Annotated in this window: 12 protein-coding genes and 1 pseudogene; 4 read left to right on the forward strand and 9 right to left on the reverse strand. The window is 67.0% G+C overall.

Features of this window, described 5'->3' with window-relative positions:
* Window positions 1–188: 188 nt before the first annotated feature.
* The 3 genes and pseudogenes from ACZ7M2_RS30015 to ACZ7M2_RS30025 form a co-directional block, all read right to left on the reverse strand.
* Entirely contained in the window at window positions 189–620 is a 432-nt protein-coding gene (locus ACZ7M2_RS30015; RefSeq protein ID WP_471597932.1) for a hypothetical protein, read from the reverse strand.
* 121 nt (window positions 621–741) lie between these two features.
* A pseudogene (locus ACZ7M2_RS30020) lies at window positions 742–1,350 on the reverse strand (transposase); the annotation flags it as partial.
* A gap of 151 nt (window positions 1,351–1,501) precedes the next feature.
* Entirely contained in the window at window positions 1,502–2,362 is an 861-nt protein-coding gene (locus ACZ7M2_RS30025) for a helix-turn-helix transcriptional regulator (RefSeq protein WP_471597933.1), read from the reverse strand.
* A 963-nt stretch (window positions 2,363–3,325) separates the two neighbouring features.
* Between ACZ7M2_RS30025 and ACZ7M2_RS30030 the strand changes: the two genes are divergently transcribed.
* Window positions 3,326–4,525: an epoxide hydrolase family protein gene (locus ACZ7M2_RS30030; protein WP_471597934.1), complete on the forward strand. Its 1,200-nt coding sequence runs from the start codon at window positions 3,326–3,328 to the stop codon at window positions 4,523–4,525.
* A gap of 17 nt (window positions 4,526–4,542) precedes the next feature.
* On the opposite strand, the gene ACZ7M2_RS30035 is transcribed toward ACZ7M2_RS30030, so the two are convergent.
* Complete coding sequence (locus ACZ7M2_RS30035; RefSeq protein ID WP_471597935.1) at window positions 4,543–4,848, reverse strand: hypothetical protein; 306 nt, start codon at window positions 4,846–4,848, stop codon at window positions 4,543–4,545.
* Window positions 4,849–4,875: 27 nt separating this feature from the next.
* Between ACZ7M2_RS30035 and ACZ7M2_RS30040 the strand changes: the two genes are divergently transcribed.
* Window positions 4,876–5,313, forward strand: coding sequence for a glutaredoxin domain-containing protein (locus ACZ7M2_RS30040; protein WP_471597936.1), 438 nt, complete (start codon window positions 4,876–4,878; stop codon window positions 5,311–5,313).
* 68 nt (window positions 5,314–5,381) lie between these two features.
* Here the strand turns inward: ACZ7M2_RS30040 and ACZ7M2_RS30045 are convergent, their stop codons facing one another.
* Genes ACZ7M2_RS30045 through dnaE form a run of 3 tightly spaced genes read right to left on the reverse strand, consistent with a single transcriptional unit; the run spans window position 5,382 to window position 9,840 of the window.
* Window positions 5,382–5,855 carry a GNAT family N-acetyltransferase gene (locus ACZ7M2_RS30045; RefSeq protein WP_471597937.1) on the reverse strand — a complete coding sequence of 158 codons (474 nt, stop codon included), beginning with the start codon at window positions 5,853–5,855 and terminating at the stop codon, window positions 5,382–5,384.
* On the reverse strand, window positions 5,852–6,250 hold the full coding sequence (locus tag ACZ7M2_RS30050; RefSeq protein ID WP_471597938.1) for a DUF6300 family protein: 399 nt from the start codon (window positions 6,248–6,250) through the stop codon (window positions 5,852–5,854). Before ACZ7M2_RS30050 ends, ACZ7M2_RS30045 begins: the two co-directional genes overlap by 4 nt.
* Window positions 6,247–9,840 (reverse strand): DNA polymerase III subunit alpha, encoded by a 3,594-nt coding sequence (gene dnaE, locus ACZ7M2_RS30055; RefSeq protein ID WP_471597939.1) that lies wholly within the window; start codon window positions 9,838–9,840, stop codon window positions 6,247–6,249. The genes ACZ7M2_RS30050 and dnaE overlap by 4 nt, the downstream gene beginning before the upstream one ends.
* 689 nt (window positions 9,841–10,529) lie before the next feature.
* Between dnaE and ACZ7M2_RS30060 the strand changes: the two genes are divergently transcribed.
* The gene (locus ACZ7M2_RS30060; protein ID WP_471597940.1) at window positions 10,530–10,829 is read left to right on the forward strand and encodes a hypothetical protein; all 300 of its coding nucleotides are present in this window, start codon (window positions 10,530–10,532) and stop codon (window positions 10,827–10,829) included.
* Between the two features lie 181 nt (window positions 10,830–11,010).
* Here ACZ7M2_RS30060 and ACZ7M2_RS30065 read toward each other — a convergent pair whose 3' ends face one another.
* Both ACZ7M2_RS30065 and ACZ7M2_RS30070 read right to left on the reverse strand, forming a co-directional pair.
* Window positions 11,011–11,982 carry an ornithine cyclodeaminase family protein gene (locus ACZ7M2_RS30065; RefSeq protein WP_471597941.1) on the reverse strand — a complete coding sequence of 324 codons (972 nt, stop codon included), beginning with the start codon at window positions 11,980–11,982 and terminating at the stop codon, window positions 11,011–11,013.
* An 11-nt stretch (window positions 11,983–11,993) separates the two neighbouring features.
* On the reverse strand, window positions 11,994–12,863 hold the full coding sequence (locus ACZ7M2_RS30070; protein WP_471597942.1) for a PhzF family phenazine biosynthesis protein: 870 nt from the start codon (window positions 12,861–12,863) through the stop codon (window positions 11,994–11,996).
* 98 nt (window positions 12,864–12,961) lie between these two features.
* Between ACZ7M2_RS30070 and ACZ7M2_RS30075 the strand changes: the two genes are divergently transcribed.
* On the forward strand, window positions 12,962–13,318 hold the full coding sequence (locus tag ACZ7M2_RS30075; protein ID WP_471597943.1) for a GntR family transcriptional regulator: 357 nt from the start codon (window positions 12,962–12,964) through the stop codon (window positions 13,316–13,318).
* Window positions 13,319–13,557 lie beyond the last annotated feature (239 nt).

Here is a 13,557-nt window from a genome sequence, read left to right on the forward strand (position 1 = left end):
CCCACACCCGGCTCCGCACCGCACTGACCAGCACACAAACAGCCGACGGCACACCCACGCCCCTTACCCTCTCAACGCCCCAACTCCCCCGACCGGCCCAACCGGCCCATCCACATCCGTAACAACCAGGGAGCCTCCATTTGGGGGACCCCTGCGCGCCGCCGGAGCATCGGCGAAGACTGCCCTGATCACAGGGGCTTCTTCCCGCCCAGCGTCAGCCGAATTGCGTGCAGTTGATCGGGGGCAGCAGGCCGCCGCCGGACCACAGGGCACATCCGGCTCCCGCCCGGGTCAGTTGCCTGCCGCCCTCCACAAAGACCTCGACGCGGTCGGCGGACCCATAAGGTCCGGTGCTGCTCGGCCGACGGGTCGAAGGCCCACACCCGGCTGTGAAAGCCGGAGCAGACGAGAGCGCGGGCGATCGCCGGCAGGCCGAGGCTGAGGGCGTCACACCCGTCGGTGCGGATGAGCTGCAGCAGGTCGGCGATGACGGCCTCCCAGTCGCCAACCCCGGGGGCCAGTCGGTGCCGCCGATCGGTGCCGCCGCCAGGTTCGCGGGTGAACGAACTCGTCGAACGCGCCGGCGACCGCTCCTCCTCCAGCGTCTCCAGAAAGACCACCCGGTCGTCACCGGGGGGCGCCGGATCCAAGCGGGCCGAGGCCGGAACCCTCGGCATCCGTATGTCACCACAGACGTATTCGCCACCTTGGTCGCCGACTTCGTCAGCTGCCCCGGGGTCGGCGGATCTTGGCCAGGCGGACCGGTTCAGCCGGCGGGGTGCCGACGGGCAGGCTGGACAGCCAGTGGCCGGTGGGTTCCTGGGCGCCTTCGGGCCATTCGGTCAGCAGCGTCACCTCGGGCAGGACGCCGTCCCAGTGGCCGTGTCCGGCGGTGGCGGCGGCCTGGGCCAGGCGGCGGGATCGGAACCCGGCCGGCCGCACCCGTAGCGCCAGAAGGCGCGAGCGCATCACTCCGCGGGAGCCTTCCCGCCAGGTCACCTCGGTGAACGCCTGCCGCCCATGAGCGGCCGCCGGCGCGGCGACCGAGAACGGCTTGTCGCGGTAGCGGGCCTGCGGCTTGCGGCCGTTCCCGGACCACGCCGGGGCGGTGGGCCGCGCGTCGTGCGGGTGGACGGTCACGTCTGGACGGACCGCCACGACATATCCCATGCCCCGCTCGCTCAGGCCGTCGCGGCAGTCGGCGTGCTGCCCGTAACCGGCGTCGGCCACTACCACCGGCGGCACCACACCCCACCCGGCCGGCTCATCGAACGTGTCCGGGGCCAGGCGCCACTTCTCCCGGTGCCCGACCTCCTGCGGTATCCCGGTCTTCTGCCGCCGTGCGGCGTCGCGCGGCCTTGGCCCGCTGATCCTTCCGCGGCACCGACGCGAACACGTCAGCCACGAACAACGCCAACTTCGCCCGTGCACGGTTCACTTCACGTGCGTCCGTCCCCCCGACATGCCCCCAAACAAGCCGCGAGACAGACCTGGCGGAGTCCTACTGGTCGGCGATCCGGCTGGCAAGGATCCGCAAGGCTTGGGAAGACGGGGAGCCGGGTTCAGCTGTATTCACGATCAGCCACTGCTCCGGTTCACCGGGGAAGATGAGAGTCTCATGGTCGAGAGTGACTTCGCCGAGCAGGGGGTGTCGGTAGCGTCTGGTGCCGTGGGCGAACTCCTCCACGTCCTGTGCGGCCCACCATCGACGAAAATCCTCGTCTGCGGCTGACAGCTGATCAATGAGCTCGGCCAGTTGCGGATCGTTCGGATGCCGACCTGCATACAGGTGAAAACCCGTGACGATCATGCGGGCGGCGATGTCCCAGTCAATAAATAGTTCACGTGCGGCGGGGTCGAGAAATATAAATCGCGCCAAGTTGCGTTCGCGAACCGGCATTTCCTCGAAATCGACAAACAACGCGCGAGCCATCCGATTAGCCGCAAGGACGTCCATGCGGCCGTCCACGATCATGGCAGGCGTATCTCGGAGAACCTCAAGCAATGCGTACACGCCCGGACGCACTCGCCGCGAAACAGCCGGCTCGCTCAACCTGACCACGGACTGTGGCCTAGCCAGGTTGAACAGATGTGCACGCTCGGTATCGTCCAGCCGCAGAGCTCGGGCTACCGCCTCCAGCACTGCTTCTGAGGCATTGGCCACCCGCCCGCGTTCCAGACGGATGTAGTAGTCCACGCTCAATCCGGCCGAGAGCGCAACTTCCTCACGACGGAGTCCTGGAACACGGCGACTCGCCCCAACCGTGATCCTGGCCTGCTCAGGTTTCACCCGGGCGCGTCGCGAGCGCAGAAAATCACTCAGCTCTTGGTTGCCACCTGAACCAGAAGGCGCCTTGGCCATATAGCAAGGCTAGCCCTTGAGGTCTCATCCCAGCAAGACGCACAGCGCAAGAATGCGTTCAAATATACTATGCGCCTATCGGTGATAAATGAAGCCTCTGGAGCAGTCTCCGTCAAGAAAAGCAAGGTGGCGCCGCCCATCTGCCGTCAGCCCGGCATGCACGTCGAGTGAAGGTATTTTCCGACCATGCTCCAGGAAGCCAAAAGGGGGGCCCGAGGAAGCCTAAATAGCCCGACATGTTGTAAAGCAAGGCCGCCGAAAACCTCTTCAGAGGAGCAGGTGCCCCCATGTGCTCGGCACCGGTACGCATTCCGCGTCAATTCGTTTTCGGTATCTGCTGGAACCCCGTCCAGGCAGGATGTGGCCATGGTCCCGGACTTGCGGAAATCCGCCGGCTGAGGGTTGTGGACCTGTCACGGCCGGTCAGGTGGATGGCAGCCCGCTGCCTTGAGCGCCCACGCCGGCACGCCCGTTGGACCGCGGACTGCCTCCGTTCAGGGCTCGTTAGCGCGCACATGGCCTCGTCGGCGGCCGGGCTGAAGGTGTAGCGAATGGCTTGTGCTGTCGAGGCTGTGACGGACAATCAACGCGCCCCTTTCGCGTATAGAGCTGGTGGATATCAAAAGGCACTATTGACCTTTGTTTGACCAGCGTGCGCCGACCGACGCGACCTCAGGCGTTATGGCCGCGACTCCGTGCCATGGCTCGACGCTGCCTACAGCCACCTGTAACCGGAAGGACAGAGAACGAGACGCCCACGCGGCCAGCGGTCTCCTCAGAGGGGACCTGCCAGTACCTGGACCAGCGGGCCCTGGCCGAGTGGGGCCTGCTTGACCACTCCGATGTGCCTTTCCGCCTGGTTCTCTGGAATTGCAGGTCAGCACAACACCCGCAGGACACGCAGTCCTGGCGGGCGTCGCAGACCAAGCCGATAAGAACGAGCTCAGAAAGCGAGGAGACTACATGTCTGCCACTTCCGGAACGCCCGCGATCCGTCCGTTCACGTTCGAGTTCCCCGAGGCGGAACTCGAGGACCTGCGTGCGCGTATCAAGGCGACTCGCCTCCCCGAGAAGGAGACCGTCGCCGACCAGTCTCAGGGCACCCAGCTCGCCACCATCAAGGAACTGGCGCGCTATTGGGCGACGGAGTACGACTGGCGCAAGGTCGAGGCGCGGCTGAACGCCTACCGGCAGTTCATCACCGAGATCGACGGGTTGGACATCCACTTTATCCACGTCCGCTCGAAGCACGAGAATGCCATTCCGGTGATCGTCACGCACGGCTGGCCGGGTTCGATCATCGAGCAGCTGAAGATCATCGAGCCGCTCACGAACCCGACCGCCCACGGCGGCAAGGCCTCGGACGCCTTCCATGTGGTGATCCCGTCGATGCCCGGCTACGGTTTCTCCGGCAAGCCGACCTCCAAGGGCTGGGACCCCGAGCACATCGCCAGCGCCTGGGGCGAGCTGATGAAGCGCCTCGGCTACACCAAGTACGTCGCGCAGGGCGGCGACTGGGGCGCGGTCGTCACCGACCTCATGGGCGTGCAGGAGCCCGAGGGCCTGGTCGGCATCCACACCAACATGCCCAAGGTGATTCCGCCCGCCATCGAGCAGGCCGTCATCGCCGGCAACGCCCTGCCGTCCGACGTCGTCCTCGCCAACGACGAGGAGAAGCGCGCCGTCGAGCAGCTCGACTTCGTGTACCGGCACGTCGCCTACGCCTACATGATGGGCTCACGCCCGCAGTCGCTGACCGCGCTCGCGGACTCCCCGGTCGGCCTGGCGGCCTTCCTGCTCGACCACGACAAGGCGAGCCTGGAGCTGATCACCCGGTCCTTCAACGGAGTGAGTGAGGGCCTGACACGGGACGACGTCCTGGACAACATCACGCTCTTCTGGCTGACGAACACAGCGATCTCCGCAGCCCGCCTCTACGCGGAGAACAAGACGCCGTTCTTCGGCGCGAAGGGTGTCAAGCTCCCGGTCGCCGTCAGCGTCTTCCCCGACGAGCTCTACCAGGCCCCGAAGAGCTGGGCGGAGCAGGCGTACCCGAACCTCATCCACTACAACAGGCTCGACAAGGGCGGGCACTTCGCAGCCTGGGAACAGCCGGAGCTCCTCGTCCAGGAGATTCGTGCGGGCTTCCGGTCGCTTCGCTAGATGACCGTGTCCAACCGTCAGCGCATGGCCTCGCGCTGATCGGGGGCCGAGCGGCTCGACTCCGAGCCGCTCGGCCCCCTGGCTACAGGCACCCCGTACCGCCCCTTCCCCGACCCACATGAGGACAACAGCTCGATGACCAGACTGCTCCGGCTGTAGTACGTGTCCCCGTCGCGCCACGCCTCCAGGGCGAAGTACGCGAGGATCGCACGCCCGTGGCGGCCCTCGGAACAGAGCAGAAGCAGAGTGCCGCCCCGCGCGGGCACGTCGGTGTCGGCGACACGGGCGGCCGGCGCCTTGATGGGGACGGCGGGCTGGGTCATTTCGACTTGTCGATAGCCTTCGTCCTCATGACGCGCGCTTGGATCCTGCCGACGCTGCTGGTGCTCTGTGGCTCAGCCCTGGCGGCTGGGTTGATCGTCAGCGGGGCCCCCGGCGCAGCCGGAGCCTTCCTGCTGGTCTTTGTGCTGCTCGCAGGCGTGAACTCGCCTCTGGTATTCCCGAGGTCGATCGGCGCGCTGGAGGCACAACGCCGCAGCGCGGTCGACGGCCGGCCTGTCGTCTTCTGGCGACCGGGCTGCGCGTACTGCATGCGACTGCGCATCCGGCTGGGCCGCAGCGCCCGCCAGGTGCACTGGGTCGACATCTGGCGTGACCCGGCTGGAGCCGCAGCAGTGAGGGCAGCCAACGACGGCAACGAGACCGTGCCGACCGTCATCGTGGCGGGCCGGCCGCACACCAACCCCGATCCTGCATGGGTACGCGAGCAACTCTCCCGTTCCGCATGATCGGGACGCAGCCGAGGTTGAAAACAAGCTGACCGTCTGGGGAGCGATGACCAGTGACGGCAGATTGGTCAGCGCCACGAGACGTTGAGCGGCAGATCTCGGTGGAAGACCGCCATAGCCCGGCCCGGGCCGTTGTAGTCGTCGACGATCTTCGTGTCGAAGCCGAGGCTGCGATGGAAGGCGATGGAACCGGTGTTCTCGATGGACGTGATCGCCTTCAACTGCCGTGCACCGTGACATTCCGCGGCTTCGGCGAACGCCGTATACAGGCGACGCCCGAGACCAGTGCCACGGGCGTCGTCCCGCGTGGCGATCAGATGCACGTAGCCGGTGCGGTCCGGGGTGACGAACCCGAAGACGTACCCACGGATTCCGTCCTCGGCTCGGGCAACCAAGCAGGTGGAACCGAACTCCTGCACCAGTGCCAGAAGGTGCAGCGACCGAAGGTCGCGTCCGCCCCAGTAACGGGGGTGATCAGTCAGGACCTGGTGGAAGTCGGCCACACCGGCCGGTGCGATGTGCAACCCCATGATGCCAATCATGGCAGGCGCCGTTGTCCGATGCGGCACCGGAGCTCGCCGCCTCGCCAGAGCCGCTCGTACTCGTCGAGGAGTTCCTCGTCGTCGGCGGCGTTCCGGCGGTTTTCGACCCCCGCCTCGGCGAGTGAACCGAAGACGTCGAGTCTGTCGGCAGGGAAGGAACCATCCTCTTCGTAGAGGGCGGCCGGCGGTGCGGCGGCCGGGTCATCGTGGTCGCAGACTCGGCACAGCACGGTTTCCCTGGAGCCGGTGCCGCCCTTGTTGTTGCGCCAGCTGTGGGGACAGCAGGCGAGCAGTATCGTCCGCTGGGTGCAGCTGGGGCAGGGTGGTGTTTCTTCGACGTTGAGGACGATCTCTTCCAAGTCGTGCGGCTCGCCTGTACTGGCTTCCTCGCTCACGCCACCCCGTGCCACGCCTCCGGGCCAAAGGATCCCTTGATGTCTGAGGCGATGGCAGCGGCGTTCACCAGCGAGGGAAGCTGGTAGACGATGGTCTTCTGCGGGCCGCGCACCGCGAGTTGAACGGGATTCTGGCCGGGGTGGGCACCCATGATGCGTTTGAGTTCGTTGATGCACAACTCGTTGATGCGGTGATACGGCAGCCGAAGCTGGACGGGGGCCGCGCGGTCGCGTTCGGCGGAGGCCACGTCGAGGACCTGCAGTTCCTGCCCGAAGATGCTGATGGCGCCGTCGCGGTCGTTGACGCGGCCTTGCACGGTGATGACGCTGTCCTCCACCAGGGCGGCGGCGGCCATCTGGTAGGTGGCGGGGAAGAAGAGGACCTCGATTGCTCCGTCACGGTCGGCGAGGTTGACGATGGCCCAGGCGTTGCCTTGTTTGGTCATCTTGGGCTGGACGCTGGTGATCAGGCCGGAGAGGCGGACCACGCCTTCGGTGCGCCCTGAGGCCAGCAGGTCCACGATGGTGGTGTCGCGGTTGTTGGACAGGATGTGCTCGGTGCCGTCCAGCGGGTGTGCGGAGACGTACATGCCGAGCATCTCGCGTTCGATGGACAGCAGTTGCTTGCGGGGCCATTCGTCGTCGCTGACCGGCACGTCCAGGCTGAAGCTGTCGTCGCCGGCCGCATCGCCGAGGCTGGCGAAGAGATCGTCCTGTCCGTAGGCGGCTGCCTTCTTGAGCGGGACGACTGCGTCGATGGCGCTCTCGTGGGCGGCGGACAGTCCCTTGCGGGTGTGTCCGAGGGAGTCGAAGGCGCCGGATCTGATGAGGGATTCCACGGCCCGCTTGTTCAGCGCGGGCAGGTCGACCTTGTTGAGGAAGTCAGAGAACGAAGTGAAGTTCCCCCTGGACTTGCGGGCCGCGATGATCGATTCGATGACGTTGTCGCCCACGTTGCGCACGGACAGCAGTCCGAAGCGGACGTCGTCGCCCACGGCCGCGAACTCGGCGAGCGACTCGTTCACATCCGGCGCGAGGACGGTGACGCCGAGCTTGCGGGCATCGGCGAGGTAGATGCCGGCCTTGTCCTTGTCGTCACCGACAGAGGTGAGCAGGGCCGCCATGTACTCGGCCGGGTAGTTGGCCTTGAGGTAGGCCGTCCAGTAGGAGACGAGTCCGTAGCCTGCGGTGTGGGACTTGTTGAACGCGTAGCCGGAGAACGGGAGCATGACGTCCCAGATCGCCTTGATGGACTCTTCCGAGTAGCCGTTGTCGGTCATGCCGTCGTGGAACTTCTGCCACTCGGCGGCCAGTACCTCGGGCTTCTTCTTGCCCATCGCGCGGCGCAGCATGTCGGCGCCGCCGAGCGTGTAGCCGGCCAAGGTCCGGGCGATGGCCATGATCTGCTCTTGGAAGATGAGCAGGTGGTGAGTGGAGCCCAGGATCGGGTCCAGGACTTTCTTCAGCTCGGGGTGGATCGGGTCCGGGTCCTGCTTGCCGTTCTGCCGCAGTGCGTAGTTGGTGTGCGCGTTGGCGGCCATCGGACCGGGCCGGTACAGGGCGAGGGCGGCCGCGATGTCTTCGAAGCGGGAGGGCTCCATCAGCTTCAGCAGCGCGCGCATGCCGCCGCCGTCGAGCTGGAACACGCCGAACGTGTCGCCGCGGCCCAGGAGTTCAAAGGTCTTCTTGTCATCCAGCGGGATCACGGTGACGCTGGTGTCCCCGTTGCCCGGGTCGACGGTGGCCAGCTTGACGCCGCGGTTCTCGCGGATGTTCGTCAGCGCATGGTCGATCACGCCCAGGTTGCGCAGGCCCAGGAAGTCCATCTTGACCAGCCCCATGTTTTCGCAGCTGGGGTAGTCAAAGCCGGTGATCTTGACGCCGTCCTTGGCACGCATGTGCAGCGGGATGCGCTCGGTCAGCTTCGTCTTGGACAGGATGACCGCGGCCGCGTGCACACCGGTGCCGCGGGTCAGGCCTTCGACACCCCTGGCGGTGTCGATGACCTTCTTCACCTCCGGCTCGTTCTCGTACATCGTCCGGATTTCGCCGGCCTCGCCGTAGCGTGGGTGCGCGGAGTCGAAGATGCCGTCCAGCGGGATCGACTTGCCCATGATGTCCGGCGGGAGCGCCTTGGTGATGCGCTCGCCGTGCTGGAAGGGGTAGCCGAGGATGCGGGACGAGTCCTTGATCGCGTTCTTGGCTTTGATCTTACCGAAGGTGTTGACCATGGCGGTGTACTCGTCGCCGTACTTCTCGGTGACGTAGCGGACCATGGCGTCGCGCCGGCGGTCGTCGAAGTCGAGGTCGACATCCGGCGGGTTGATGCGCTCAGGGTTCAAAAAGCGTTCGAAGAGCAGGCCGTGTTCGAGCGGGCACAGCTCGGTGATGCGCGTCGCGTACGCGACGATCGAGCCGGTGGCCGACCCGCGGCCGGGCCCGACCGGGATTTGGTTGTCGCGGGCGTGGCGGCAGATGTCGGCAACCACGAGGAAGTAGGAGGAGAAGCCCATGGGGCCGATGACCGTCATCTCGGTCTCGAAGCGCTCCACGACCTCGGCCGGGATCGGGTCGCCGTAGCGCATGGCCAGACCCTTGAGGCATTCCTTGCGCAGCCAGGACTCCTGCGTCTCCCCCTCCGGCACGTCCGGGTACTGCGGCATCTCGTCGACGTTCTCGAAGACGGAGCCGTAGGACTCGATGCGCTCGGCGATCAGGAGGGTGTTGTCGCAGGCCTCCGGCAGCTCCGCGAACAGCTCCCGCATCTCGACGGCGGTCTTGAGGTAATAGCCGCTGCCCTGGAACCGGAACCGCTTCGGGTCGTCCTTGTTCTTGCCTACCCCGATGCACAGCAGGTTGTCATGCGCATCGGCCTGGTCCTCGTGCACATAGTGCGCGTCGTTCGTGGCCAGCAGCGGAATGTTCAGATCCCTGCCCAGCCGCAACAGCCCGTCGCGGACGTCCTTCTCGATGGACAGCCCATGGTCCATCAGCTCCAGGAAGTAACTTTCCTTGCCGAAGATGTCCTGGTAGGCGGCAGCGACTTCACGGGCCTCGTCGTACTGGTTCAGCCGCAGCCGCGTCTGGATCGCGCCGGACGGGCAGCCCGTCGTGGCGATGATGCCGCTTGCGTGCTCACTGATCAGCTCCATGTCCATCCGCGGCTTGCCTGCGGGGAACTGACCGGTGTAACTGGCCTCGGTCGACAGGTAGAAGAGGTTCTTCAGACCCTGGACGTTCTGCGCCCACATCGTCATGTGCGTGAACCGGCCACCGCCGGAGACGTCCTTCGAGCCCTCACCGTCGTCCGACATGGCCCGCTGGCCGCCCGGACCCCAGAACTCCTGCTTGCGGTTCCGGCGCGAGGACGGCGCGACGTAGGCCTCGATACCGATGATCGGCTTGACGCCGTCGACACCCTTGGACACCTGATGGAACTCGTACGCACCGAACATGTTGCCGTGGTCGCTCATGGCGACGGCCGGCATGCCCTGACGCTCGACTTCGGCGAACATCGGCTTGAGCTTCTGCGCGCCGTCAAGCATCGAGTATTCGGTGTGATTGTGCAGGTGAACAAAGGAATCCGTCACCGGGAGGGCACCTCCGGAGCATTCGCGGGAAGGACTTCACCCTAGCCCCCGAACGATGATCGGATCCGGCCCTGAAACGACCTCAAAGCCGTCTCGGCCAAGCCCTTCCCGGGTGACCTCGCACTCTCCCGGAACGAAGTCGAAACGCTCATCGGCGTGGCGCCCCGTCGCGTGTCGACGGCGATCTTCAGGAACCCGAGACAGCCCGAAATGCCTCAGTCAGTGAGCGTTGCGCGGATGCCATCAGCATCTCGTGAGAGTGGCCGATTTCAGCGGTCATGCCCGTTCCCGGAACACAGCCGGGTGCAAGAACAGACCGGCTCGTCGCCCAGCCCGGCAACAGACGCCCTTGAACCAGCTCACGCGCGTGGCGACGGCAGCGTTGAACATGACGCTTTCGCGGGCGAGGAAGGCGGAGCGGGCGTTTCCGTCGACGAAGGGATGGCCCACCGGATCAGCCGGTACGAGCGCGTCGCGGAAGTCAGCGTGGCCGAGTTCGGCGCCCGTCAGGACGACGAGGTGCCCAAACCTGGGAGAGGAGCCGTCCGCGGCCTGCGTGAGGCCGATTCAGCGGCCCGGGCGCCACATGGTGGTGACAACGTGGCCGGTGGCGATGCCGATCTGGTCCTGGGCAGTGAAGGCGGCGCTCTCGTACCGCTGGAGATTCGCCGGATTGGACGACTCCAGGTATGCGGGGCACCGAGGGCGTCGATGCGGGCGAGGCTCTCTGCCAGCAGGGCCATGCCGAGTCCCTTGCCCCGGGAGTGGTCGTGGACGCCGAGGAGCGTGAGATAGAAGTGCCGCTGCCTTGGGCGTACGGCCTCGAACTGGTCGCACAACGTCAGGATGGCCTCGGCCGCCTCCTGGTCGGCGGCCTGCCGCAGATGGTTCCCGAGGCTGCCTGCTTCTTCAGGGGTGAGTTCCTCTCCCCCGGGGGAATCCATACGGCCGCGGCCTCGACGTTCTCGCTGACGAGCAGCCACCGGTAGCGCAGCGCCGACGTCGCGTACAGCCGCCACATGGCCGCCGCCTGGACCGTGCACCGTTCGATGTCGGGAAAGGCTGGGCCCCAGAGCGGGTCGCGGAAGAAGGCGGTGGTCAGCGTCTAGACGACGGCGTCGATGTCTGCGGACGTCGCGACGCGCGTGGGGACGGGGCGCTGCGTGGTGGTCATCCGTCGGTCCGTTCCAGAAGGGCGAGGGCCGTTTCGGCGGCGGCGAGGTCCTGGGGACCGATACCGATGAGCTTGGCCACCGTGATGTCCTCCGGGTTGCGGCGTCCGGGAATCCGGTCGGCCAGGACCTCGCCGATCTCGCCGTCGACGCGGTCGTCGGTCACCTCTCCACGGGCGATGGCGGCGTGGATGTCTCCGTAGCGGAGACTGAGTTCCCGGCTGTCGACGAAGACCTTGGTGGCGCGACGCAGGCAGGCGCCGTCGAGTTCTCGCTCGGCCGGGTCGTCGGCGCCGAGTGCGGTGACGTGCTGCCCGGGGCGAAGCCAGGGGCCGAACAGGACGGGGGTGGGGCTGGCGGTCGCGGTGACGACGATGTCGGACTGCCGCACGGCCTGCTCCGGGTCCGCGGCGGCGGTGACCTCGGTGTGCGGCAGGTCGTGGCCCAGGCGGGCGGCCAGGGCGGTCGCCCGGCCGTGGTGCCGGCCCAAGACGCCGATCTGCCGGATCGGGCGCACGAGAGTGAGTGCGTGAGCCTGCAGTTCGGCCTGTCTGCCGGTTCCCAGGACGGTGGCGTGCGCCGCGTCCGGACGGGCCAGGGCCCGGGCGCATACGGCTCCCACCGCGGCCGTGCGGAGGTCGGAGAGGTGGTGCTCGTCCTCCAGTACGGCGGTGACGGCGCCGGTCATCGCGTCGAAGAGCGCCACGAAGCCGCCGCCTTCGGGCAGGCCGCGAGTCCGGTCGCCGGGGAACCAGTTGGCAATCTTGACGAGGAACTGGCGTCCTCCGGGCAGCCAGGCCGCCTTGATGTGGGAGTCTCCGCCGCCGGACAAGGGAAGCACCACGGCCGGAGGTGGGGCGCCATCGGTGGTGCTGAACGCCGTGAGGGCTTCGGTCGCCGGCTCAACCAGGTCGGTGAGGTCCACAGCGGCGCGGATCCGGTCAGCCGTGTAGAGGGGAAAGTTCGGCATGGGAGAGGTCCTCATTCGGGCAGGGTGTCCAGGGTTCCCCGGGCCACCATGGTCACTTCGCCGCCGACCCGGACGCTGCGCAGGTCTTCGGGACGTCCCTGTGGGAGGACGGTGAGCAGACTCGGGCGGCCGGTGAAGCGACCCTGCCGCAGCACGAATTCCTCCTCGACGGGCACGATGTGGTGCTTGGCCAGATAGGCGCCGACGCAGCCGGCCGCGCTGCCGGTCGCAACGTCCTCCAGGACGCCGTCGTTGTTCCAGTGGCGGCCTTCCAGGACGTCGACGTCGACCAGGTAGGCGAACTGCGCACCGTGACGCGCGATCAGGTGCGCGAAATCGCTGCGGACGATCTTGGCCTCGGCCAGACCTCCCACCACCGGGACGACGAGGTAGCGCAGTCCGGTGGAGACGACTTCCAGGGGAAGATCGGCGAGTGCCTGCTCGGACAGGCACAGGGCCTCGGCGACCTCCGGCCTGCTCTGCGCCGGCACAGTCGCGAGGAACTCCGGCTTCCCCTGGTCCAGCTCCGCGTGGTACCCGGCAGCGGTACGGCGGGTGGTCACCGCGACGGTCTTGTCGGGCAGGTGCAACCGCCAGCGCCGCATGCCGGAATCCCCGGCGCGCTCGTGCAGGACGGCTGCCGCGCCAAGGACGGGGTGCCCGGCGAAGTCCAGCTCCTCGAAGAGGTCGAAGACCCGGGCCACGACCTCTCCCGCCTCGCCCGAGCCGCTCAGGAAGATCGCCTCGAAGTGCCGGAGCTCCTGGGTGATCGCGAGCATCTGCTCGGAGGACAGGCCCGGGTTCTCGGGAAAGACGGCGAGGCTGTTGCCGGTGAACGCCTTGGCGGCAAACACATCGACATGTCGATAGCTCAGAGGCATGTGAATTCCCGTGGCCGGTGCAATGGTGGCTGGTTACGGCTCGACGCTAGGCGGAACCGGCCGCCCGGTCATGGGCCAATCCCGGTATAGCGGACTACATGAATCGCACTGCGCGGTACGTCCCGGCGTCGGAGTTCCCCCGCCTGCTCGGTGACTGGCGCATCGGCGACGGCCCGCTCGCCAAGCAGTTGGCCGATGCCGTGGAAAGAGCGATCCGCGACGGCCGACTGCCGCTGGGGGTGCGGCTTCCTGCCGAACGCCTCCCCGCCGGCGAGCCCGGGCTTGCGAGGGGCACCGTGGCAGCGGGCTACCAGATCCTGCGAGCCGAACAGTTGATCACCACCCGGGCCGGCTCCGGCGGCACCACCTCCCTGCCGCCCCGGCTGCACGATCACCTTTCGCCATGGGCCAGTGACCTGGGCCAGGCGGGCGAAGCGGCGCGGCGCTGGACCTGACCACGGCGGCGCTCGCGGCGCCGTTCGACTCTGCTCGTCGTACTCGCGCCCCCGCGAAATGCCCCCGCAGCCGTTCGGGATACGGGCCGAATCCACCTGCCGACAGGGGTGGATCGACGAACTCCCACTGCTCATCGGTCAGTTCAGTTGCACACGACTGCCCTCGGCAGTCCTGCAGGATCGAGACCGGGACCCAGAACCCGATGCTGATCACAACCCAAGGCACTCCCCGAGCAGAA

It is taken from the genome of Streptomyces sp. NPDC111507, assembly GCF_055638955.1.